The organism is Enterobacter hormaechei subsp. xiangfangensis (assembly GCF_001729785.1).
Lineage (GTDB): Bacteria > Pseudomonadota > Gammaproteobacteria > Enterobacterales > Enterobacteriaceae > Enterobacter > Enterobacter hormaechei_C.
In genome coordinates this window covers 4264501-4288370 of sequence record NZ_CP017183.1, presented here as the reverse complement: position 1 = coordinate 4288370, position 23870 = coordinate 4264501, and the positions used below count along the sequence as shown (strand labels likewise).

General features: G+C 57.1%; 18 protein-coding genes. 8 read left to right on the top strand and 10 right to left on the bottom strand.

Annotated elements, in window-relative coordinates; genetic code table 11:
• Positions 1-129 precede the first annotated feature (129 nt).
• The 3 genes from glpE to BFV63_RS20550 are packed head-to-tail and all read left to right on the top strand — an operon-like array spanning position 130 to position 2115.
• Positions 130-462 (top strand): thiosulfate sulfurtransferase GlpE, encoded by a 333-nt coding sequence (glpE, locus tag BFV63_RS20560; protein WP_003861590.1) that lies wholly within the window; start codon positions 130-132, stop codon positions 460-462.
• A 47-nt stretch (positions 463-509) separates the two neighbouring features.
• Positions 510-1340 (top strand): rhomboid family intramembrane serine protease GlpG, encoded by an 831-nt coding sequence (gene glpG / locus BFV63_RS20555; protein ID WP_069597590.1) that lies wholly within the window; start codon positions 510-512, stop codon positions 1338-1340.
• A 16-nt stretch (positions 1341-1356) separates the two neighbouring features.
• Positions 1357-2115, top strand: a complete 759-nt coding sequence (locus BFV63_RS20550; RefSeq protein WP_003861593.1) for a DeoR/GlpR family transcriptional regulator — start codon at positions 1357-1359, stop codon at positions 2113-2115.
• 62 nt (positions 2116-2177) lie between these two features.
• On the opposite strand, the gene malT is transcribed toward BFV63_RS20550, so the two are convergent.
• The gene (gene malT / locus BFV63_RS20545; protein WP_003861595.1) at positions 2178-4883 is read right to left on the bottom strand and encodes an HTH-type transcriptional regulator MalT; all 2706 of its coding nucleotides are present in this window, start codon (positions 4881-4883) and stop codon (positions 2178-2180) included.
• A gap of 572 nt (positions 4884-5455) precedes the next feature.
• Here malT and malP point away from each other — a divergent pair.
• Both malP and malQ read left to right on the top strand, forming a co-directional pair.
• Positions 5456-7849 carry a maltodextrin phosphorylase gene (gene malP, locus BFV63_RS20540; protein WP_048241715.1) on the top strand — a complete coding sequence of 798 codons (2394 nt, stop codon included), beginning with the start codon at positions 5456-5458 and terminating at the stop codon, positions 7847-7849.
• A gap of 9 nt (positions 7850-7858) precedes the next feature.
• On the top strand, positions 7859-9940 hold the full coding sequence (malQ, locus tag BFV63_RS20535; RefSeq protein ID WP_045345653.1) for a 4-alpha-glucanotransferase: 2082 nt from the start codon (positions 7859-7861) through the stop codon (positions 9938-9940).
• A gap of 85 nt (positions 9941-10025) precedes the next feature.
• Here the strand turns inward: malQ and gntT are convergent, their stop codons facing one another.
• The 3 genes from gntT to gntX all read right to left on the bottom strand — a co-directional run bounded on the left by gntT (position 10026) and on the right by gntX (position 12965).
• Positions 10026-11342 (bottom strand): gluconate transporter, encoded by a 1317-nt coding sequence (gene gntT / locus BFV63_RS20530; protein ID WP_045349852.1) that lies wholly within the window; start codon positions 11340-11342, stop codon positions 10026-10028.
• A gap of 305 nt (positions 11343-11647) precedes the next feature.
• Positions 11648-12223, bottom strand: coding sequence for a Fe-S biogenesis protein NfuA (nfuA, locus tag BFV63_RS20525; RefSeq protein WP_003861601.1), 576 nt, complete (start codon positions 12221-12223; stop codon positions 11648-11650).
• A 61-nt stretch (positions 12224-12284) separates the two neighbouring features.
• A complete protein-coding gene (gene gntX, locus BFV63_RS20520; protein ID WP_048241717.1) occupies positions 12285-12965 on the bottom strand; it encodes a DNA utilization protein GntX in 681 nt (226 codons plus the stop codon).
• A 36-nt stretch (positions 12966-13001) separates the two neighbouring features.
• Between gntX and bioH the strand changes: the two genes are divergently transcribed.
• The gene (gene bioH, locus BFV63_RS20515) at positions 13002-13784 is read left to right on the top strand and encodes a pimeloyl-ACP methyl ester esterase BioH (protein ID WP_003861604.1); all 783 of its coding nucleotides are present in this window, start codon (positions 13002-13004) and stop codon (positions 13782-13784) included.
• Here bioH and feoC read toward each other — a convergent pair.
• The 5 genes from feoC to greB form a co-directional block, all read right to left on the bottom strand.
• The gene (gene feoC / locus BFV63_RS20510; protein ID WP_017384148.1) at positions 13759-13995 is read right to left on the bottom strand and encodes a [Fe-S]-dependent transcriptional repressor FeoC; all 237 of its coding nucleotides are present in this window, start codon (positions 13993-13995) and stop codon (positions 13759-13761) included. The genes bioH and feoC overlap by 26 nt on opposite strands.
• A gap of 10 nt (positions 13996-14005) precedes the next feature.
• The gene (feoB, locus tag BFV63_RS20505; RefSeq protein WP_069597589.1) at positions 14006-16324 is read right to left on the bottom strand and encodes a Fe(2+) transporter permease subunit FeoB; all 2319 of its coding nucleotides are present in this window, start codon (positions 16322-16324) and stop codon (positions 14006-14008) included.
• Between the two features lie 30 nt (positions 16325-16354).
• A complete protein-coding gene (feoA, locus tag BFV63_RS20500; RefSeq protein ID WP_003861611.1) occupies positions 16355-16582 on the bottom strand; it encodes a ferrous iron transporter A in 228 nt (75 codons plus the stop codon).
• Between the two features lie 319 nt (positions 16583-16901).
• A complete protein-coding gene (locus tag BFV63_RS20495; RefSeq protein WP_022651955.1) occupies positions 16902-19232 on the bottom strand; it encodes a Tex family protein in 2331 nt (776 codons plus the stop codon).
• Between the two features lie 87 nt (positions 19233-19319).
• Positions 19320-19793, bottom strand: a complete 474-nt coding sequence (greB, locus tag BFV63_RS20490) for a transcription elongation factor GreB (protein WP_003861614.1) — start codon at positions 19791-19793, stop codon at positions 19320-19322.
• Between the two features lie 228 nt (positions 19794-20021).
• On the opposite strand from greB, the gene ompR reads away from it, so the two are divergent.
• Together ompR and envZ are read left to right on the top strand one after the other, a co-directional pair.
• The gene (gene ompR, locus BFV63_RS20485; protein ID WP_001157751.1) at positions 20022-20741 is read left to right on the top strand and encodes an osmolarity response regulator transcription factor OmpR; all 720 of its coding nucleotides are present in this window, start codon (positions 20022-20024) and stop codon (positions 20739-20741) included.
• The gene (gene envZ / locus BFV63_RS20480) at positions 20738-22084 is read left to right on the top strand and encodes a two-component system sensor histidine kinase EnvZ (protein WP_003861615.1); all 1347 of its coding nucleotides are present in this window, start codon (positions 20738-20740) and stop codon (positions 22082-22084) included. Before ompR ends, envZ begins: the two co-directional genes overlap by 4 nt.
• 97 nt (positions 22085-22181) lie before the next feature.
• On the opposite strand, the gene pckA is transcribed toward envZ, so the two are convergent.
• Positions 22182-23801, bottom strand: a complete 1620-nt coding sequence (pckA, locus tag BFV63_RS20475; RefSeq protein ID WP_003861616.1) for a phosphoenolpyruvate carboxykinase (ATP) — start codon at positions 23799-23801, stop codon at positions 22182-22184.
• Positions 23802-23870 lie beyond the last annotated feature (69 nt).

The following is a 23870-nucleotide window of genomic DNA, read 5'->3' as shown; positions in this document are numbered from 1 at the left end:
GACGTACACTACGGGGTAAAATCGTGCGGTCTGATGCCCTCACCCCAGCCCTCACCCTACCCTCTCCCTCCGGGAGAGGGTAGGGTGAGGGGAAAACCGCACCACACCTGAATATAAGATGAGAACACCATGGATCAGTTTGAATGTATTAACGTAGAAGAAGCCCACCAGAAGATGCACCAGGGAAAAGCGGTGCTGGTGGATATCCGCGATCCGCAGAGCTTTGCGATGGGCCACACGCCGGGCGCGTTCCATCTCACCAACGATACGCTGGGCGCGTTTATGCGCGATAACGACTTCGATACCCCGGTGATGGTGATGTGCTATCACGGCAACAGCAGTAAAGGCGCGGCGCAGTATCTGCTCCAGCAGGGTTACGAGGCGGTATACAGCGTCGATGGCGGCTTCGATGCCTGGCATCGTCATTTCCCGGCAGAAGTTGAATACGCGTTTGAGCGCTGATCCCGCTATACTGTCCCCTTTTGTGTGGAAATAAGCGACCGCTGCCCATGTTGATGATCACCTCTTTTAGCAACCCGCGCGTCGCCCAGGCGTTTGTCGACTATATGGCGACGCAGGGCATTATCCTGACTATTCAGCAGCATACACAGACGGATGTCTGGCTGGCAGACGAAAGCCAGGCTGGGCGCGTGAACGCCGAGCTGGCGCGTTTCCTGGAAAACCCGGGCGACCTGCGTTATCTGGCGGCAAGCTGGCAATCCGGCCAGACCGGCAGTGGCCTGCACTATCAACGTTTTCCGTTTCTCGCCACCCTCCGCGAGCGCGCAGGACCGTTTACGCTGCTTTTAATGGTAGCCTGCATCATCGTCTTCATTATTATGAGCGTGGTGGGTGACCAGAGCGTGATGATTGCCCTCGCATGGCCGTACGATCCCTCCCTGCAATTTGACGTCTGGCGCTACTTCACGCATGCGCTGATGCACTTCTCGGTGATGCATATCCTCTTTAACCTGCTGTGGTGGTGGTATCTCGGCGGGGCGGTGGAGAAGCGGCTCGGCAGCGGCAAGCTGATTGTGATCACCCTTATCAGCGCCCTGTTAAGCGGCTACGTGCAGCATAAATTCAGCGGTCCATGGTTTGGCGGGTTATCCGGCGTGGTGTACGCCCTGATGGGTTACGCCTGGCTCAGAGGCGAGCGCGACCCGGATAGCGGCATCTATTTACAACGTGGATTAATAACCTTTGCGTTAATATGGCTTATTGCCGGATGGTTTGATCTGTTTGGTATGTCTATCGCCAATGGTGCGCACGTTACCGGCCTGGCGGTCGGGCTGGCGATGGCGTTGGCCGATACGCTCCATGCGCGAAAGCGAACATAATTCCCAGGGATATTTCATGAAACAAACACAACGTCATGACGCCATTATCGAACTGGTAAAAAAACAGGGATACGTCAGTACTGAAGAGCTGGTGGAGCAGTTTGCCGTTAGCCCGCAAACCATCCGTCGTGACCTCAACGACCTGGCCGATCAGAACCGTATTCTGCGTCACCACGGCGGTGCCGCGCTGCCGTCCAGCTCGGTGAACACCTCATGGCATGACCGTAAGGCGACGCAAACGGCAGAGAAAGAGCGTATCGCCCGTAAAGTGGCGAGCCAGATCCCGAACGGCGCGACGCTGTTTATTGATATCGGCACCACGCCGGAAGCGGTCGCCCATGCGCTGCTGAACCACGAGAACCTCCGCGTGGTGACCAACAACCTGAACGTGGCCAACACGTTGATGCAGAAAGACGATTTCCGCATCATCCTCGCGGGCGGCGAACTGCGCAGCCGCGACGGGGGCATTATCGGCGAAGCGACGCTCGATTTTATCTCTCAGTTTCGCCTCGATTTCGGCATTCTGGGGATCAGCGGCATCGACACCGACGGCTCGCTGCTGGAGTTTGATTACCACGAGGTGCGCACCAAGCGCGCGATCATTGAAAACTCACGTCATGTGATGCTGGTGGTGGATCATTCCAAGTTTGGTCGTAACGCGATGGTGAACATGGGCAGCATCAGCATGGTGGATGCGGTTTATACTGATGTGATGCCACCGGCGGGCGTGATGCAGGTGATTAAAGATAATAATTTGCAGTTAGAGTTATGTTGAGAAGCCATTCTCCCTCTCCCTGTGGGAGAGGGCCGGGGTGAGGGCATCAGACCGCAGAGGATTTACACTCCGTACCCCATCATCTTCAACAGCTGCTGCGCATGCTGCACCGCATCCTGACGGTGCGCCACGCCCAGCTTCTGATACAGATTGCGAATGTGCGTTTTGATGGTGGTCGCCGCCACCGCCAGCTCACCGGCAATCTGCTCGTTGCTGTAGCCTGAATAGATCAGCCCCAGCACCTGCCATTCACGCTGGGTGAGCGGGCTGGTACGGATAAGCTCCGGCACTTCCGGATGGTTCAGCAGACGTTCAACAAAGTTCTCATCGAAGTGCGCAAACTTGTGGCGATGATGCTGGTTAATCTCGCGCAGAATGCGCTGGGCGCGATGCTGATCGAGTTCCGGCAGCGTGTTGAGTTGAATCAGCTGGCGCAGCTGCTGGGCCATCACTTCACCCTCAATTACAAAGTGGCTGATAAACCCGGTGCGGTTCGCCAGCTGCAACGCTTCCAGCAGTACGCGCTGGGCATCGTTTTTACGTCCTGCCTGCCAGTAAAGCTGGTTTAACAGCAGCAGGTTGCGGTTTAAATCGCTCATCAGGCGCAGGCTGCGGGCGTTTTCGTTTAACTCTTCCAGCACGATCTCGGCAGGCTCAAAGTCACCCAGCAGGATCTGCACGCGGGCAATATTGCGCCACTGGCTTTGCAGGAAGTGGTTATTGGCAAATTCCGGTTTAGGCGTGTGACGCAGCCAGTTGGCGGCGGACTTTTTATCGCCGGTCATCTGCCAGTAAATCACCCTGACCTTATCGGCGTTGGAGACCCAGTCGCTATGGTACTGTCCGTTGCCGAGCAGATTTTCCAGGCGGTTAAGGTGGTTACGGGCATTATCCAGGTCGCCGCGTGCCAGCGAGCACTGCACCAGCAGAGCCAGACACTGGAGCTGCTGCTGCGGCTGGAAGCTCGAAAGGACATTCAGACCCTGGCGGGCGCAGCTTTCTGCTTCATCCAGACGCGACCATGCCCACAGCAGCTGAGCGCGAATACGCAACAGGAACTCGTGCATCGGCAGCTGTTCCAGATGTTGTTCACGGATCAGCTGGAACGCTTTCTCCTGGTTTTCCCAGGCTGCTTGCAGAAACCCCTGAGCAAATAAAATCTCGCTTTGCTGGATCAGGCTCCACAGGGCGTAATGCCAGACATCGTGGCGGCGCGCCATCTGTTCGGTTTGCTGCATGAGTGAAAGCGAACGCGTGAGATCGCCCTTACAGTGCAGCACTTCGCCGTGTACCGAGGTGGCCACAATACGGCTGTAAAAATTCGCCAGCGGCAGCTCATCCAGCGCGACCATCGCCAGCCGTTCAGCTTCATCCGGGTCCCCGTCGTTAATCGCCACCTGTGCGCGCAGGGCGTTAAATTCGCCGTGCAGGGTGGTATCCATCTCGCTTTCCATCTCCTGCTCGGCGCGCGCCAGCAGGGTGTTCACTTCGCTGTAGCGATGCTGGCTCTGCATCAGCCAGGCCTGGAGCAGCACCAGACGCGGATTCTCCAGCAGGCTTTCCCACGGCAGCGCTTTTAACGACTCTTCCAGCAGCGTCAGTTCGCTGTGGTTGAACAGTCCCCACGCGTGGTTGAGCAGAATATCGCGCAGCATACCGGCATCCCCGGCGGCCAGCGCATGGTGGATAGCCTCGCTCGGGAAACCTTGCGCCATCCAGCTTTCGGCGGCGGCGCGGTGAATGTCAGGCAGCTCTGCGGCCAGCTCCCACTGGCAACGCTGGCGCAGGAAGCTGCCAAACAGCGGATGGTAGCTAAACCATTCGCCGTGATCGTCCATGCGCGTCAGGAACAGACCCTGACGTTCAATCTCTTCGAGCTGGAGCTGCCCGTTTTCAATACCGGTGACGCGCACAATCAGCGCGTCGTTCATGGAGCGCAGCAGGGAGCTTTTCAGCAGGAAATGGCGGGTGGAGAGGTCAACGCTGTCGAGTACCTCATCCACCAGATAATCCGACAGGTGGCTGGCGTTGATGCCCGCCAGGCGGCGTGCGGACTGATGCGTCGGGCTGTTGTTTTGCCGCGCGGAGAGGGCAATCAGCTGAAGCGCCGTGGCCCAGCCGGCAACGTCATCGCACAGGCGGCTGCTTTCAGACGCCTCAATCGGAGACGTCAGACGGCAGTCAAAGAACTGCTTCGCTTCCTGATGGGTAAAGGCCAGCTGCTGACTGCCGATTTCCAGAAGCTGATCGCGCACCCGCAGGTTGGCAATGCCCAACTGCGGAAGGTTACGCGACAGGACAACCAGCGTCAGGTTTTCCGGCTGATGGCGCAGGAAGAAACGCATGGACTCGTGAATAACCGGGTTGGTGATCAGATGATAATCATCAATTACCACATACAGCGGGCGATGCCATTCGGCCAGCTCGATAAACAGCTGGGAGAAAAGAGAGGACAGGCTGGCGTACTGGCGCTTTTGCACCATCACCTCGCTGGTGACGCAGTGTCCGTTGGTCGCCTGCTGAATCGCGGCAATTAAATAGCTGGCAAAACGCTCCTGCTGGTTATCACCTTCATCCAGGGAGTACCAGCCAAGATCGCTTTTACCTGCCGCCCATTGCGAAATGAGCGTTGTTTTTCCATAACCCGCAGGACTCGTAACCAGCGCCAGTCGGAAATTATGCGCACCGGAAAGTTTAGCCAGCAGGCGCTCGCGGACCACAGTATGGTCAAGACGAACCGGGCGACTTAATTTGGACGGAATCAACATAGTTTTCACTTCACTGTGGGGAACGAGAGAATTTATTTTTTTTGCGCTTCGTAATTAATATCTATAAGTTCGGCCAATAGAGGAACTATTGCAAGTTATGTCTGGGTTTGGAGGCTCTGAATTTGCACTCTGTCACAAAACATTCTCATCACTGATGGAACTTTCCGTAAATGGCTGGATGCCGCGCTGCTTCTGGCTTGTCTGCATGACGCTCGGTTGCGCTGAAACTGGTTTCAGAAAGAGATAATGACGGTGAAGTTAATTAACTTTGGGGAAAGTTGCATGGGCTTAATAGTGGTGCTGAATAATCCCGACGCGCGGAAATATTATTCTACGTAAGTAATCATTTCAGCGATGATTAATTTCTTCCGAAACTGCATTTCATTTCTTTGACGTTCTTCCGGGATCGCTTTTTCCGCGAAGCGCACACTTACACAGTGGCCTCGATCACACTTTTATGCTCATCCCCGCTACTCCTCCCTGCCTAATCCCCGACAGGAGGAGGAAGAGGCGCAATGAGCCAGGCACACTAGCGCCAAATGTGTTTTCTCTCTACAGGATGCCGATTCCCTATGTCACAGCCTACTTTCAACAAAGCTCAATTTCAGGCTGCCCTGACGCGTCAGTGGCAGCGTTTTGGCCTTCATGCTGCAAACGAGATGACGCCTCACCAGTGGTGGCAGGCGGTGAGCGGGGCGCTCGCAGAACAGCTGGACGCTCAGCCTGTGGCGAAGCCTGTGAAAGGCCAGCGTCACGTCAACTACATTTCGATGGAGTTCCTGATTGGCCGTCTGACGGGTAACAATCTGCTGAACCTTGGCTGGTATCAGGAGGTCGGTGACGTGCTGAAAGAACACGACATCAACCTGACCGATCTGCTGGAAGAAGAGGTTGACCCGGCGCTGGGTAACGGCGGTCTGGGACGTCTGGCAGCCTGCTTCCTGGATTCCATGGCAACGGTGGGCCAGTCGGCGATTGGCTATGGCCTGAACTATCAGTACGGCCTGTTCCGTCAGTCATTTGCCGACGGCCATCAGATGGAAGCGCCGGACGACTGGCACCGCAATACCTATCCGTGGTTCCGCCACAACGCGCAGCTGGATGTGCAGGTCGGGATTGGCGGGAAAGTCACGAAGCAGGGACTCTGGGAACCGGCGTTCACCATTACCGGTGAAGCCTGGGACCTGCCGGTACTCGGCTACCGTAACGGCGTGGCGCAGCCGCTGCGTCTGTGGCAGGCGAAGCACGCGCATCCGTTTAACCTGACCAAATTCAACGACGGTGACTTCCTGCGCGCCGAGCAGCAGGGGATCGACGCCGAGAAGCTGACCAAAGTCCTCTATCCGAACGATAATCATCTGGCGGGTAAAAAGCTGCGTCTGATGCAGCAGTACTTCCAGTGCGCCTGCTCCGTGGCGGACATTCTGCGTCGACACCACCTGGCGGGCCGCAAGCTGGCTCAACTGCCGGACTTCGAAGTTATTCAGCTTAACGACACGCATCCGACCATTGCCATCCCGGAACTGCTGCGCGTGCTGATCGACGAGCATCAGCTGAGCTGGGACGACGCCTGGGCCATCACCAGCCGCACCTTCGCCTACACCAACCACACCCTGATGCCGGAAGCGCTGGAGTGCTGGGATGAGAAGCTGGTGAAAACGCTGCTGCCGCGCCATATGCAGATCATCAATAAGATTAACGACCAGTTCAAAACGCTGGTGGAGAAAACCTGGCCGGGTGACAAAGCCGTCTGGGCGAAGCTGGCCGTGGTACACGACAAACAGGTGCGCATGGCGAACATGTGCGTGGTCAGCGGCTTTGCGGTGAACGGCGTGGCGGCGCTGCACTCGGATCTGGTGGTCAAAGATCTCTTCCCGGAATACCACCAGCTGTGGCCGACCAAATTCCATAACGTGACCAACGGCATCACGCCGCGTCGCTGGATCAAGCAGTGCAACCCGCTGCTGGCCGGCCTGCTGGACAAAACCCTGAAGAAAGAGTGGGCCAACGACCTGGACCAGCTCATCAACCTGGAAAAACAGGCCGACAACGCGAAGTTCCGCGAGCAGTACCGCGCTATTAAGCTGGAGAACAAGGTTCGCCTGGCGGCGTTCGTGAAAGCGCGCACCGGGATTGAGATCAACCCAAATGCGATTTTCGATATCCAGATCAAACGCCTGCACGAGTACAAACGTCAGCACCTGAACCTGCTGCACATTCTGGCGCTGTATAAAGAGATCCGCGAGAATCCACAGGCCGACCGCGTTCCGCGCGTGTTCCTGTTCGGTGCGAAAGCGGCGCCGGGCTACTACCTGGCGAAAAACATTATCCTCGCCATTAATAAAGTGGCGGCGGCGATCAACAACGATCCGAAAGTGGGCGACAAGCTGAAGGTGGTGTTCCTGCCGGACTACTGCGTTTCTGCGGCTGAAATGCTGATCCCGGCGGCGGATATTTCCGAGCAGATCTCTACCGCCGGTAAAGAAGCGTCCGGTACCGGCAACATGAAGCTGGCCCTGAACGGTGCGCTGACCGTCGGCACGCTGGACGGTGCGAACGTCGAAATTGCCGAGAAGGTCGGCGAAGAGAACATCTTTATCTTCGGCCATACTGTTGAAGAAGTGAAAGCCATCAAAGCCAAAGGGTACGACCCGGTGAAATGGCGTAAAAAAGACAAAGTGCTGGATGCGGTGCTCAAAGAGCTGGAAAGCGGGAAGTACAGCGACGGCGACAAGCACGCGTTTGACCAGATGCTGCACAGCATGGACAAACAGGGCGGCGACCCGTACCTGGTGATGGCTGACTTCTCGGCTTATGTTGAAGCGCAGAAGCAGGTCGACGTGCTGTATCGCGACCAAGATGCCTGGACCCGCGCGTGTATCCTGAACACCGCGCGCTGCGGTATGTTCAGTTCTGACCGCTCAATCCGTGATTATCAGGCTCGTATCTGGCAGGCAAAACGCTAAGGAAGCGCGATGGAGAGTAAACGTCTGGACAGTGCCGCGCAGGCGGCGGGAATTAGCCTCAGTTACATCAATGCGCACGGCAAACCGCAGTCTATTGGTGCGGACACCAAAAGACGTTTGCTGGATGCCATGCACAAAACCGACGCGAAAGCGTCGGGTGCGCCGGTGCCGAACGTGAAGGTCTTTACCGCGGGCAAAAAGATGCCGCTGGCGGTGGAAGGGCGCGGCGAGTTCAGCTGGCTGCTCACCACCGAAGAGGGGCATCAGCACAAAGGCCATGCCACAGGCGGCAAAACCCTTAACCTTCCGGCGAAGCTGCCGGAGGGCTACCACACGCTTACGCTTACCCGGGACGACCAGCGTTTTCACTGTCGGGTGATCGTGGCGCCAAAGCGTTGCTATGAGCCGCAGGCGCTGCTTGAAGGCAAAAAGCTGTGGGGCGCCTGCGTGCAGCTCTATACCCTGCGTTCGGACAGCAACTGGGGCATTGGCGATTTTGGCGACCTGAAAAAGATGCTGGCATCCGTGGGCGAGCGCGGCGGCGCGTTCATCGGCCTCAACCCGATCCACGCCCTCTATCCGGCCAACCCGGAAAGCGCCAGCCCGTACAGCCCGTCGTCCCGCCGCTGGCTGAACGTGATCTACATCGACGTTAACGCGTTAGACGATTTCAAAAACAGCAAAGAGGCGCAGGCGTGGTGGAAGCTTGAGACCACCCAACAGATGCTGAAACAGGCCCGCGATGCGGACTGGGTCGATTATGCCTCCGTGACCGCGCTGAAAATGGCGGCTCTGCGTCTGGCATGGAAGGGCTTTGCGAAGCGTGACGACGAGCAGATGGCAGCCTTCCGCCAGTTTGTGATGCAGGAAGGCGAGAGCCTTTACTGGCAGGCAGCGTTTGATGCGCTGCATGCGTATCAGGTCCAGGAGGATGAGATGCGCTGGGGCTGGCCGGTGTGGCCGGAAGCGTATCAGTCCGTGGATACCCCGGAAGTGAAGGCGTTCTGTGAGATGCATGCCGACGAGGTGGATTTCTATCTCTGGTTGCAGTGGCTGGCGTACAGCCAGTTTGCCGCCTGCTGGCAGGTGAGCCAGGGCTATAACATGCCGATCGGGCTGTATCGCGATCTGGCCGTCGGCGTGGCGGAAGGCGGGGCGGAAACCTGGTGTGACCGCGAGCTTTACTGTCTGAAAGCCTCCGTCGGTGCGCCGCCGGATATTCTGGGCCCGCTTGGTCAGAACTGGGGCTTACCGCCAATGGATCCGCACGTGATGGCGGCGCGTGCCTACGAGCCGTTTATCGACCTGCTGCGCGCTAACATGCAGAACTGCGGCGCGTTGCGTATCGACCACGTGATGTCCGTGCTGCGCCTGTGGTGGATCCCGTACGGTGAAACGGCTGACCACGGGGCGTACGTGCAATATCCGGTGGACGATTTGCTCTCAATCCTCGCGCTGGAGAGTAAACGTCATCAGTGCATGGTGATTGGCGAAGATCTCGGAACCGTGCCGGTGGAAATTGTCAGTAAGCTCCGCGACAGCGGCGTCTACTCCTACAAAGTGCTGTATTTTGAAAACGACCATGAGAAAACCTTCCGCGCGCCGAAAGCGTACCCTGAACAGTCAATGGCAGTCGCGACGACGCATGATCTTCCTACGCTCAGAGGCTACTGGGAAAGCGGCGACCTGACGCTCGGCAAAACGTTAGGTCTCTACCCGAATGAAGAGGTTCTGCGCGGGCTATATCAGGATCGCGAGCTGGCGAAGCAGGGGCTGCTGGACGCGCTGCATAAACATGGTTGTCTGCCGAAGCGCGCCGGGCATAAGGCGTCGCTGATGTCGATGACGCCAACGCTTAATCGTGGCTTACAGCGCTATATTGCCGACAGCAACAGCGCATTGCTCGGTCTGCAACCGGAAGACTGGATTGATATGGCGGAGCCGGTAAACATCCCCGGCACCAGCTATCAATACAAAAACTGGCGACGCAAACTGTCCACAACGCTTGAAGCGATGTTCGCCGATGACGGGGTGAACAGGTTGATTAAGGATTTGGACAAGCGCAGAAGAGCGGTGGGTAATAAGCGGTAGTTTCACCCTCACCCTAACCCTCTCCCAGAGGGAGAGGGAATAGAATGTAGGCCGGGTAAGCGTCAGCGCTACCCGGCTTTTTACATCAAACCACCATATTCAACAGCAGCACCCCGATCAGACCGCACACCGAAATAATGGTTTCCAGCGCGGACCAGGACTTGATGGTTTCACCGATGGTCAGGTTGAAGTACTCCTTGAACAGCCAGAAGCCCGGATCGTTCACGTGGGAGAAAATCACGCTGCCCGAACCGACCGCGATAACCATCAGTTCAGGGCTGACGCCCGTCGTGGCAATCAGCGGTGCCACGATGCCGCCTGCGGTAATCGCCGCAACGGTCGCAGAGCCCAGCGCAATACGCAGAACGGCGGCGATAGACCACGCCATCAGCAGCGGCGATACGTTGGTTTCATGCATCATGGCAGCGATGTATTTATCCACGCCGCTGTCGACCAGCACCTGCTTGAACGCGCCGCCGCCGCCGATGATCAGCAGCATCATGGCGATGATTTTGATGGAAGAGGTCAGCGTATCGTTGATCTGATCCATGGAGCGACCGCGGTTAAGACCGAAGGTAAACATCGCAATCAATACCGCAATCAGCGTTGCCATTACCGGGTCGCCCAGGAACTCCGCAACGGACAGGAACGCGTGACCTTTCGGCAGAACCATCTCTGCTATGGCACGCATCGCCATCAGGATCACCGGTACCAGTGAGGTCCAGACGCTGACGCCAAAGCCTGGCATCTCTTCTTCAGTAAAGGTTTTGGCGCTGTACAGCCCTTCCGGGATAGGCTTATCGATGCCTTTCAGGAAGCGCGCATACACCGGGCCTGCCAGAATCACCGTCGGGATCGCCAGAATCGTACCGAACAGCAGGGTTTTACCCATATCGGCGTGGAAGATGGTGGCGATAGCCGTTGGACCCGGGTGCGGCGGCAGGAAACCGTGGGTGACGGACAGCGCCGCAGCCATCGGCACGCCCACGAACAGCAGTGGGATGTTGGCGGCAGCGGCGATGGTGAACACCAGCGGCAGCATCAGAACGAAGCCCACTTCATAGAACAGTGCGAAACCGACGGTAAAACCGGTTAACACCACCGCCCACTGGATGTGCTGCTTGCCAAATTTATCGATAAGGGTAGTGGCAATACGCTGCGCGCCACCGCAGTCCGCGAGCATTTTACCGAGCATGGCGCCGAAGCCCATGATCAGCGCCAGGCTGCCGAGCGTACCGCCGACACCGGCTTTAATGGAGCTGATAACTTTAACCAGCGGCATTCCCTGCATCAGACCGACTGCAAGTGCCACCAGAACCAGAGCGATAAATCCGTTCATTTTGAAGCGGATCATCAAGAGCAGTAATAACACAACACCGATAGCGACGATGACTAATGGCATGATTGACCTGGCCTTTGAATTGTTATGGGTAACGTCATTGTTTCAACGACAAATTCCGGTTGTCCCAACTGGGAACAGAGTGTTAACGGCACTCATACTGATGCCTGCGAAAACGTTAAGTTTAGTCGGCTGTTATAAGGGTGTTGAGTGCCCACGAGAATGATACGGGTAACATGACGTGATTGAGAATCACCCAGGGAGGCAAAATTTGAATTATGAGACGCAGGTCAACATATAGAGGGGGAGGCAAGAAAATATAGGCCCGGTAAGCGCAGCGCCACCGGGCAATACAGACGGGCACTGAATCAGTAGTAGGAGTGCTCGCCGCGCTGGTGCTCAGTCAGATCGCGCACGCCTTTCAGTTCCGGGAATTCGTTCAACAGCTGCTTCTCGATCCCTTCTTTCAGGGTGACATCGACCATGGAGCAGCCGTTACAGCCGCCGCCGAATTGCAGGATCGCCAGACCATCTTCGGTGATTTCCATCAGGGAAACACGTCCCCCGTGGCCGGCCAGCTGCGGGTTGATCTGCGATTGCAGCAGATATTCCACACGCTCCATCAGCGGGGCATCGTCAGAGACTTTACGCATTTTCGCGTTCGGCGCCTTCAGCGTCAGCTGAGAACCCAGCTGGTCGGTGACGAAATCAATCTCCGCATCTTCAAGATACGGCGCGCTCAGCTCATCAACGTACGCGGTGAGCTGTTCAAATTTAAGGGCAGTGTCAGTTGCTTCCACGGCATCCGGAGGACAATAAGAGACACCACATTCTGCATTCGGAGTGCCTGGATTGATCACAAACACGCGGATCTGCGTCCCTTCTTCCTGATTTGCCAGCAGTTTGGCAAAGTGCGCTTGTGCAGAATCGGAAATACGGATCATAGCTTTGGCCTAATAGTTGACTAAATTACCTGGGTATAATCATACGCCCATTGAAGAAGGGCTACAAGGTACGGCACAGACACCATACCTGAACTGACGCGGCGCCGCTTTGCAAAAGCAGTCGGGAAAGTTCAGCCACGGTACTGCCCGTGGTGACGACATCATCCACAATCGCGATATGGAGGCCGTTGACCGGCAATTCAAGGCGAAAGGCGTTTTTCAGGTTCCTTTTGCGCGACCGGGCGTTGAGCCGGTGCTGAACGGCAGTGGCATGAGTACGTTTCAGCGCAGAGGCTGGGTACCGGCAACCCAGCCAGTGGGCGAGCGGACGGCACAGCAGGTCGCTCTGATTGTATCCCCGCCGCCAGTGGCGGCGCTGAAACAGTGGCACGTTCACGAGCGTGTCGACCGGCGGTAGCCCACGCGTTCTTCGCGCCTGCAATACCGCCAGTAATAACAGGCGTGCCAGCGGCTGCGCCAGCGCGATCTGGCTGGAAAATTTGAACTGATGAACCAGACGACTCAGCGGCAATACATAATCATCCACCGCCACCAGCGCGCTCCACGGCGGCGCTTTTTTCAGGCATCGGCCGCAGGGAAGCGTCTGGCTGATGGCAGGCAAGCCGCATTGCGGACAGCCCTTCAGGTAACCCAGCGCTCGCGTGCAAACGGAACAGACGCCCCACACGCTCATCGCAAGTGGCATTCGGCATAGCCAGCACAAGCCGGGCACTGTTAGCATACGCAACCTCCATGTGAAAAAAGAGAACGTTAACTGATGAAGACGCTGTGGTGGCAGACCGTTGGGACGGGAAATTGTCATCTTGTGCTGCTGCACGGATGGGGACTGAACGCCGAAGTGTGGCGTTGCATAAGTGAGGAACTGGCCTCGCAATTCACGGTACACCTGGTGGATCTACCGGGCTATGGCCGTAGCCACGGCTATGGCGCGATGACGCTTGACGACATGGCGGAGCAGGTTCTGGAAGCGGCGCCGCAAAAAGCCGTCTGGCTCGGCTGGAGCCTGGGCGGGCTGGTGGTAAGCCAGATTGCGCTGCGCCATCCTGAGCGGGTCCAGGCGCTGATCACCGTTGCCTCATCACCCTGTTTCAGCGCCCGCGAGGCGTGGCCGGGCATTAAACCCGAGGTGCTGGCCGGGTTCCAGCATCAGCTGAGCGAAGACTTCCAGCGGACGGTGGAGCGTTTTCTGGCGCTACAAACCATGGGAACAGAAACCGCCCGTCAGGACGCACGGACGCTGAAGCAGACGGTGCTTTCTCTGCCGATGCCGGAGGTTGAGGTGCTGAACGGTGGACTGGAGATCCTGAAAACGGCCGATCTGCGCGAGCCGCTGGCGTCGTTAACGGTGCCGCATCTGCGTATTTATGGCTATCTGGATGGACTGGTTCCGCGCAAGGTGGTTCCGCTGCTGGATGCGCTGTGGCCGGAGAGTAAATCAATGGTGGTTGCCAAAGCGGCACATGCGCCGTTCATCTCTCATCCTGCTGAGTTTTGTTCGGCGCTGTCCGGTTTTATCAGCGAAGCGTCCACCACTCCCTGAGACAGGCTTTGCCTTCAGGACAACTCTTACAACTGCCGGACAGACAACCGTCCGGCTCTTCCTGAATGCGCACGGCTTTCCCCATCGCCTCCAGCCTTTCCAGCATGGCATCGATCATCGGCTGCGGCGTATGCAGGCTGAGGCTGAGCTGCTTCGCCTCCATTCGTCCCTGTAACGCCAGTAAGTCACGAACCTGAATCAACGATGCCATCTTTTTCCCCTCAGTGACAGTCGCCTGCTGGGCTGTTACAGCAGGTCGTTGGGGTTTTGCGCGTTGCCAGCAGGTTAACGTCAACGCGGCTACGCGCCCGGCGCAGCAGGCCAATCACCATTACGTTAAACAGGATCACCGCGAGGATACAGACCAGGCTGTAGCGCGGATGCTGGCTGTAATTGACGGCCTGATAAAACACGGTCGCCAGCGAGTAGGCAATGTTCAGCCCCCACAGAATGGAGAAGCCCATCCAGCCGCGGCTGGACTCACGGGCAATGGCGCCCATGACCGAGATGCATGGAATATAGAGCAGGACGAAGATCAGGTAGCTGTAGGCCGCCGACGCGCTGCCAAATTTCTGGCCCATCACGCCCATTGCTCCGGTCGCCATTTCGCCGTCGCCTTTGCTGGCTTCAATCGGGTTCGCCAGTACGCTCAGGCTGAAGGTGTCTTTGAGGCTCTGCCAGGTCTCTTCCACCGCGCCAAGCAGTTCATCGCCGAGGTTGAACGCTGCCGGATTAAACTCCTCTTCCTGGATGTTTTCCGCGGTGTAAAGCGTGTTCAGGGTGCCGACAACTACCTCTTTTGCCATCGCGCCGGTGAACAGGCCCACGGTTGCCTGCCAGTTGTCTTCCTGAACGCCAATCGGTTTGAAGACCGGCGTAATGATCCGGCTGACGGAGGCCAGGGCAGAGTCATTAATGTTGTCCGCGGCCTGGCCGCTCAGGGTGAAGCTGTTCAGGGCGCTCAGGAAAATGCTGACCACCACAATCACCTTACCGGCGCGCAGAACGAAGCCCTTCAGGCGCTGCCATGTTTGAATAATCAGGCTTTTCAGATGCGGAACGTGATAAACCGGCAGTTCCATCACGAACGGCGACGCTTCGCCACGCATGATGGTGTGCTTCAGCATCAGGCCGGTGAGAATAGCCATCACGATACCCAGCACATACAGGAAGAAGACGGCCAGCGCCCCTTCCTGACCAAAGAACGCCGCGGCAAAGACCGCGAAGATCGCCAGACGCGCGCCGCAGGACATGAACGGCGCCATCATGATGGTCATCAGGCGTTCGCGCGGGGCATCCAGCGTACGCGCGCCCATGACTGACGGCACGTTACAGCCAAAACCGACAATTAGCGGCACGAACGATTTGCCCGGCAGCCCCAGCGCCTGCATCAGGCGGTCCATTACGAAGGCCGCGCGCGCCATGTAGCCGGAATCCTCAAGGAAGGAGAGGAACAGGTACATCATGCCGATCTGCGGTACTAGTGGCAGGACGGTATTAATCCCGCCGCCGATCCCCTGCGCAAGGAAGATGGTCAACCATTCCGGGAAGTGGAGGGTGTAGCCCAGCCACTGAATACCGTGCACGAAGATAGCGACAGAGCCGCCATCAAAGATAGGTTGTAATGCACCGCCGATGTTAATGGCGAGCAGGAACATCACGTACATCACCAGTAAAAAGATCGGCAAACCGAGGAAGCGGTTGAGCACAATCTTATCCACGGCGGCGGTGAAGCGGCTGGGTTCAGCGGTTAATGCATTGCTGACCACGTCACAGATAGCGGCGATAGCCTGATAGCGCGCATCCGCAATATGCAGAGCGGGATCGTCCAGCTCGTCGCTCAGGCGAGCCTGCGCGACGCCCAGCTTATCAGCCGCATCGCCTGCGTAGGCGCGGCTGTAGATATCGCCTTCCAGCATTTGCAGGCCAAGCCACAGACGTTGTCTGGCGGGCATGCTGTTGTCCATCTCCTGCGCCAGTTGCCCGGCTTCGCGCAGCAGCGGCTGGGCGTAGTGGACCAGTTCGACGTCGGCATTGCCCGTGTGGCGGTCAATCGCCAGCTTCAGGGCGTCAATGCCGCGCGCGCGGGTAGAAACCAGCGGAACCACCGGGCAGCCCAGACGGGCGGAGAGGGCGTCGACGTCGATGCGCAGCTTTTGCTTCTCGGCGATGTCGAGCATGTTAAGCGCTACGATGCAGGGAATACCCAGCTCCAGCAGCTGTAGCGTGAGGTACAGATTTCGTTCGAGATTGGAGGCATCCACCACATTGATGAGCAGATCCGCGTCGCCGCTCAGAATATAGTGGCAGGCAATTTGCTCATCGAGTGAGGTCTGGGATGAAATCGTGGTGAGTGAATAGGTCCCCGGTAAATCAACCAGCGTGACCTGATTATCTGTTGTAGTGAACTGGCCCTCTTTGCGTTCCACCGTCACGCCTGCCCAATTTCCCACACGCTGGCGTGCGCCGGTTAACTGATTAAATAAGGTTGTCTTGCCGGAATTAGGATTGCCAATTAAGCCAATAGTTAATTTTTTCATTGTAATAGACTCACTGAAACCGCTGGCTTGTTAACGGGATAAAGATTCAACTTCAATTAATGCGAGGTCTTTTTTACGCAGAACCAGATTAACGCGTCGGGTTTCGATATGAACAGGATCGCCCAACGGCGCAACGCGCACCACCTGGAACGATGAGCCGGGTAGCATGCCCAGGGACAGCAGCTTCTGCCGATAGGCCGGGCTTATCTCACGGGTAAAACCGATAATTTTCCACGCACTGTCTGGAGTGAATTGCATAGCGCCTGATTCCACGAGAGGTTAAATAATCTACACTGCGATGATAATGAGAATAGTTTTTATCAGCAATAATAAAAATGTGACGGGATGTTGTTAATCGTATTAATTTGCGGTCTGCTTGACCTTGCTCAATATTTGCGAAATTGAGGTGAAAATAAAAAGAAGGCTATTTGTTAATGAGGTGATAATTCGTGGTTTAAATATGGATACAACTTATTTATTTTAATTCCCTGCGGCCTGCTTGCCGGGCGGCACTGCGTTTGCCCGGCCTACAAAACCGTAGGCCCGGTAAGCGTCGCGCCACCGGGCATTTACAGCATTAGCGTTTCTTACCCATCGCCGCTGCCAGCGCATCCATCATCGCGCTGTTGCCTGCTGGCTGTGCGTCACGTCCGCGTGGCTTCGCGGCTTTCGCTGCCGGACGCTGCTGTTCACGGCCACCGCCATTACCGCCACGGCGCGCGTTAGTGTCGCCCGGCTGCTCGTCCAGACGCATGGTCAGGGCAATACGCTTGCGCTGGAGATCCACTTCCAGCACTTTCACCTTCACGATGTCGCCCGCTTTGACCACGGTGTGCGGATCTTCAACGAACTTGTCGGCGAGGGAAGAGATATGCACCAGACCGTCCTGATGCACGCCGATATCCACAAACGCGCCAAAGTTGGTGACGTTGGTTACCGCCCCCTCCAGCACCATGCCCGGCAGCAGGTCGTTCATGGTTTCCACGCCGTCAGCAAAGGTCGCGGTTTTAAACTCAGGACGCGGATCGCGGCCCGGTTTTTCCAGCTCTTTGATGATGTCAGTGACCGTCGGCACACCGAACTGTTCGTCGGTGAAATCCACCGCTTTCAGGTTACGCAGCGCGCTGCTGTCGCCCATCAGGTCTTTAAGCGCCTGCTGAGTCGCGGCCAGGATGCGCTCAACAACAGGGTACGCTTCCGGGTGAACGGTAGAGGCATCCAGCGGGTTATCGCCGTGGTTGATGCGCAGGAAGCCCGCGCACTGCTCAAATGCTTTCGGCCCCAGACGGCTCACCTTCAGCAGCTGCTGGCGGTTCTGGAACTGACCGTTCTCATCACGCCAGGCGACGATATTCTGTGCCATCATACGGGTCAGGCCCGCCACGCGGGTCAGCAGGGGAACGGAAGCGGTGTTCAGGTCCACGCCGACGGCGTTAACACAGTCTTCCACTACCGCATCCAGCTTGCGCGCCAGCTGCGTCTGGCTCACGTCGTGCTGATACTGGCCCACACCGATGGATTTCGGGTCGATCTTCACCAGCTCCGCCAGCGGATCCTGCAAACGACGGGCGATAGAGACCGCGCCGCGCAGGGAAACGTCCAGATCCGGGAACTCCTGCGCTGCCAGCTCAGAGGCGGAGTAGACTGATGCCCCCGCTTCGCTGACGATCACTTTCTGCGCCGTCACTTTCGGGAACTGCTTCTGCACGTCGAGATAGAAACGTTCGGTTTCGCGGGACGCCGTACCGTTACCGATGGCAACCAGCTCAACGTTGTACTTCTCGCACAGCGCGGCGACGACGACAGCCGCTTTCGCTGCCTGACCGGTGTGCGGGTAAATGGTGTCGGTGGCAACGAGCTTGCCGGTGCCGTCAACCACGGCCACCTTCACGCCGGTACGCAGACCCGGATCGAGACCCATGGTGGCGCGCAGGCCAGCTGGCGCAGCCATCAGCAGGTCGTGCAGGTTACGGGCGAAGACGTTGATCGCTTCGTCTTCGGCGCGCTCGCGCACGGTGCCCATCAGCTCGGTTTCGAGGTGCATCAGCACCTTGATGCGCCAGGTCCAGCTCACCACGCCTTTGCGCCAGCTGTCCGCCGGGGCGTTGTTCAGGCGCAGGCCCAGATGATCCATAATGATCTGCTCGCAGTGGCTCTCTTTTGGCGGCTCGTCAAACTGCGGATCGGCATTCAGGGAGAGTTGCAGCACGCCTTCGTTACGGCCGCGGAACATCGCCAGCGCGCGGTGAGACGGCGCGGTAGAAATGGGTTCGTGGTGATCGAAATAGTCGCGGAATTTCGCGCCTTCTTCCTCTTTGCCGGACACCACGGTGGAGACGATATGCGCGTTCTTCCACAGGTAATCACGCACTTTGGCCAGCAGCGCCGCGTCTTCGGCGAAGCGCTCCATCAGAATATAGCGAGCACCGTCCAGCGCGGCTTTGGTGTCTGCTACGCTTTTATCGGCGTCGATAAACTTGGCGGCTTCGGTTTCCGGATCGTGAGACGGCTCGTTCCACAGCAGATCGGCCAGTGGCTCAAGGCCGGCTTCGATCGCAATCTGCCCGCGCGTGCGGCGCTTCGGTTTGTACGGCAGATAGAGGTCTTCGAGTTCGGTTTTACTCAGGGTACCGTTAATGGCTTTTTCCAGGTCACTGGTCAGCTTGCCCTGCTCGCCGATAGATTTGAGGATCGCCTGACGTCGGTCTTCCAGCTCGCGCAGATAGCCCAGACGGGTCTCCAGGTTTCGCAGCTGCGTGTCATCCAGACCGCCGGTGACTTCCTTACGATAACGTGCAATAAACGGCACGGTGTTCCCTTCATCAAGCAGGCGAACGGCAGCTTCTACCTGTTCGGCTCTGGCCTGAAGTTCACCCGCAATAATGCGGCAGAGCGACTCTTTCATCATGGTCAGTTCATCTTGTGGATCGAAAATCAGGGGGATAGTTATACGGGCTGACACCAAAAAATGCCAGCCGGGGAGGGCGCTCTCGGACTATTTAACATACACGATTTCGTTGACGTACCAGCTTGCTTCACCTGCGGGCGTCTGGACAACGGCTAAATCGCCCACCTCTTTTTTCAGCAGGGCGCGGGCCATGGGTGAATCGATAGAAATGTAATCCTTACGACCGAAAATTTCATCATAGCCGACGATACGAAAACGCAGGGTATCGCCGTTGTCGTTTTCAATTTCGACCCACGCGCCGAAGAACACTTTACCTTCCTGCTGCGGGGAGTAATCGACAATTTTGAGATTCTCGAGACACTTCGTCAGGTAGCGTACCCGGCGATCGATTTCGCGCAGTCGCTTTTTATTGTACTGATAGTCCGCATTCTCGCTGCGGTCGCCCAGACTTGCGGCCCAGGTGACTTTTTTGGTCACTTCCGGACGCTCTTCGCGCCACAGGTAATCCATCTCTTTTTTGAGTTTCTCGTACCCTTCGCGGGTGATCAGAGGCGTTTTCATGGTGCAGCCTTTAATGCCGGTTAACTGTCTTTGCGCACAATACGTAGCGCACAGTGTAACAGACAAGATTAATAATGATTTATGTGATGAAATGAACAGATAAGCTGCTGTTAAATATGCTTTGTAACAATTTCGTCTAGAATTTATACCAGAATTTGCTGGTCGAACCCGTGCACTTTTTTAGAATACGCTGTTCCAGGCTTATCCGAACCTTTGGGAGTACACACAATGCAAGAGAACTACAAAATTCTGGTCGTAGATGACGACATGCGCCTGCGTGCGCTGCTGGAACGTTATCTGACCGAGCAGGGCTTCCAGGTTCGTAGCGTCGCGAACGCGGAACAGATGGATCGTCTGCTGACGCGTGAATCTTTCCACCTGATGGTGTTGGACCTGATGCTGCCTGGCGAAGACGGGCTCTCTATTTGCCGCCGTCTGCGCAGCCAGAGCAACCCGATGCCGATCATCATGGTGACGGCGAAGGGTGAAGAAGTCGACCGTATTGTCGGCCTTGAGATTGGCGCTGATGACTACATTCCAAAGCCGTTTAACCCGCGTGAACTGCTGGCGCGTATTCGCGCCGTGCTGCGTCGTCAGGCGAACGAACTGCCGGGCGCGCCATCTCAGGAAGAGGCCGTCATTGCATTCGGTAAGTTTAAGCTGAACCTCGGCACCCGTGAGATGTTCCGTGAAGATGAGCCAATGCCGCTCACCAGCGGTGAGTTCGCGGTGCTGAAAGCGCTGGTCAGCCACCCGCGTGAGCCGCTCTCCCGTGACAAGCTGATGAACCTGGCGCGTGGTCGTGAATACTCCGCGATGGAGCGTTCTATCGACGTGCAAATCTCTCGTCTGCGTCGTATGGTGGAAGAAGATCCGGCGCATCCTCGTTATATTCAGACCGTTTGGGGTCTGGGCTACGTGTTTGTCCCGGACGGCTCTAAAGCATGAGGCGAATGCGCTTCTCGCCGCGAAGTTCGTTTGCCCGCACGCTGTTATTGATCGTCACCCTGCTGTTTGTCAGTCTGGTGACGACCTACCTGGTGGTGCTGAACTTTGCAATCCTGCCGAGCCTCCAGCAGTTTAATAAGGTGCTGGCATACGAAGTGCGTATGCTGATGACCGACAAACTGCAACTGGAGGACGGCACGCAGTTGGTTGTTCCCCCGGCGTTCCGTCGGGAAATCTACCGTGAGCTGGGCATTTCTCTCTACTCGAACGAAGCGGCGGAAGATGCCGGCCTGCGCTGGGCGCAGCACTATGAATTCCTCAGCCAGCAGATGGCGCAGCAGCTTGGCGGCCCGACGGAAGTGCGCGTTGAGGTCAATAAAAGCTCGCCGGTTGTCTGGCTGAAAACCTGGCTGTCACCCAACATCTGGGTGCGTGTTCCGCTCACCGAGATTCATCAGGGCGACTTCTCACCGCTGTTCCGATACACCCTGGCGATCATGCTGCTGGCCATCGGCGGCGCATGGCTGTTTATTCGTATCCAGAACCGACCGCTGGTCGACCTGGAGCATGCGGCATTACAGGTCGGTAAAGGTATTATCCCACCGCCGCTGCGCGAGTATGGCGCATCGGAAGTGCGCTCGGTAACGCGTGCGTTTAACCACATGGCGGCAGGCGTTAAACAGCTGGCGGACGACCGTACGCTGCTGATGGCGGGGGTCAGCCATGACCTTCGCACGCCCCTGACGCGTATCCGGCTGGCGACGGAGATGATGGGCGAGCAGGATGGTTATCTTGCAGAGTCCATCAACAAGGATATCGAAGAGTGTAACGCCATCATCGAGCAGTTTATCGACTACCTGCGCACCGGGCAGGAGATGCCGATGGAGATGGCGGATCTGAATGCGGTTCTGGGCGAAGTGGTTGCTGCCGAAAGCGGCTACGAACGTGAAATTGCGACCGACCTTCAGGCAGGTGAGATTCAGGTACGTATGCACCCGCTCTCCATTAAACGCGCGGTGGCGAATATGGTGGTCAACGCGGCGCGCTACGGCAACGGCTGGATCAAAGTCAGCAGCGGTACGGAACTCAACCGCGCCTGGTTCCAGGTGGAAGACGATGGCCCGGGCATCAAGCCTGAGCAGCGTAAGCACCTGTTCCAGCCATTTGTGCGCGGCGACAGCGCGCGCAGCACCAGCGGAACCGGCTTAGGCCTGGCGATTGTGCAGCGTATTGTGGATAACCATAACGGACTGCTGGAAATTGGCACCAGCGAGCGGGGTGGTTTGAGCATTCGTGCGTGGTTACCGGTGCCGGTTTTACGGGGTCAGGTGAAAGAGAGTTAAAAAAGGGTGGGGCCTGATGCCCTCACCCCGGCCCTCTCCCACGGGGAGAGGGAAAAAACATTAAAAAAGGCAACTTTCGTTGCCTTTTTGCTTTTACCTACAGCTTCGGTCCCGCACTCACCAGCGCAGCACCCGCCGGGGTGTCGGTATACTTCTCGAAGTTTTCGATAAACAGTTTCGCCAGCGATTCAGCCTTCTCACGCCACTGTTCCGGTGAACCGTAGGTGTTACGCGGATCCAGGATACGCGTATCCACGCCCGGCAGCGCTGTTGGGATCGCCAGATCGAACATCGGCAGCGTAAAGGTCTCGGCGTTATCCAGCGAACCATCCAGAATCGCGTCGATGATGGCGCGTGTATCTTTGATGGAGATACGTTTGCCCGTACCGTTCCAGCCGGTGTTTACCAGGTATGCCTGGGCGCCGGATGCCTGCATGCGTTTCACCAGCACTTCCGCGTACTGCGTTGGGTGCAGCGACAGGAACGCCGCGCCGAAGCAGGCGGAGAAGGTTGGGGTTGGCTCGGTCACACCGCGCTCGGTACCCGCCAGTTTAGCGGTAAAGCCGGAGAGGAAATGGTACTGCGTCTGGCTGGCGGTCAGGCGGGAAACCGGTGGCAGCACGCCGAATGCATCTGCGGTCAGGAAAATCACCTTCGTGGCGTGACCCGCCTTCGATACCGGCTTGACGATGTTCTCGATGTGGTAGATCGGGTAAGAGACGCGGGTGTTTTCGGTTTTAGACGCATCGTCGAAGTCGATAGAGCCATCGGCACGCACGGTGACGTTTTCCAGCAGCGCATCGCGGCGAATCGCGTGGTAGATATCCGGCTCTGCCTCTTCCGACAGGCGAATGGTCTTCGCGTAGCAGCCGCCTTCAAAGTTAAACACGCCGTCATCATCCCAGCCGTGTTCATCATCGCCAATCAGACGACGTTTTGGATCGGTGGACAGCGTTGTTTTACCGGTGCCGGAAAGGCCGAAGAACACTGCTACATCGCCTTTTTCCCCGACGTTCGCCGAGCAGTGCATGGAGGCGATACCGCGCAACGGCAGCAGGTAGTTCATGACCGAGAACATCCCTTTCTTCATTTCGCCGCCGTACCAGGTACCGCCTATCAGCTGGATACGCTCGGTCAGGTTGAAGGCGATAAAGTTTTCGGAGTTCAGACCCTGCTCTTTCCACTGCGGGTTGGTGCATTTCGCGCCGTTCATCACGATAAAGTCAGGGGTGAAGTCTTGCAGTTCTTCATCAGTTGGACGAATGAACATGTTCTTCACAAAATGCGCCTGCCAGGCCACTTCGGTGATAAATCGTACGGAGAGACGGGTGTCGGCGTTAGCGCCGCAGAACGCATCAATAATAAACAGACGCTTGCCGGAAAGCTGATGGGTGACAAGTCCTTTCAGATGCTGCCAGGTTTCCGGGGAGAGCGGTTTGTTATCGTTCTTCCCTTTGCCCTTATCAGCCCACCACAGCGTATCGCGGGTGGTGTCGTCTCGGACGATATACTTATCTTTCGGCGAACGACCGGTAAAAATACCCGTATCGACGGCGATAGCACCCAGGTTCGTCAACACACCACGCTCGTATCCTTCCAGTGCCGGATTGAGCTCTTCCTGATACAGCGTATCGTAATCGGGGTTGTAGACCACTTCCTGGACGTCGTGAATACCATAAGCCTTGAGATCTTGCGGGGTTAAACCATTAACACGCATATCACTGCTCCTTAGCCAATATGTACTGCCTGAAATTGTAGGGTTTTTCTGGGGATGTTAACCGCGACG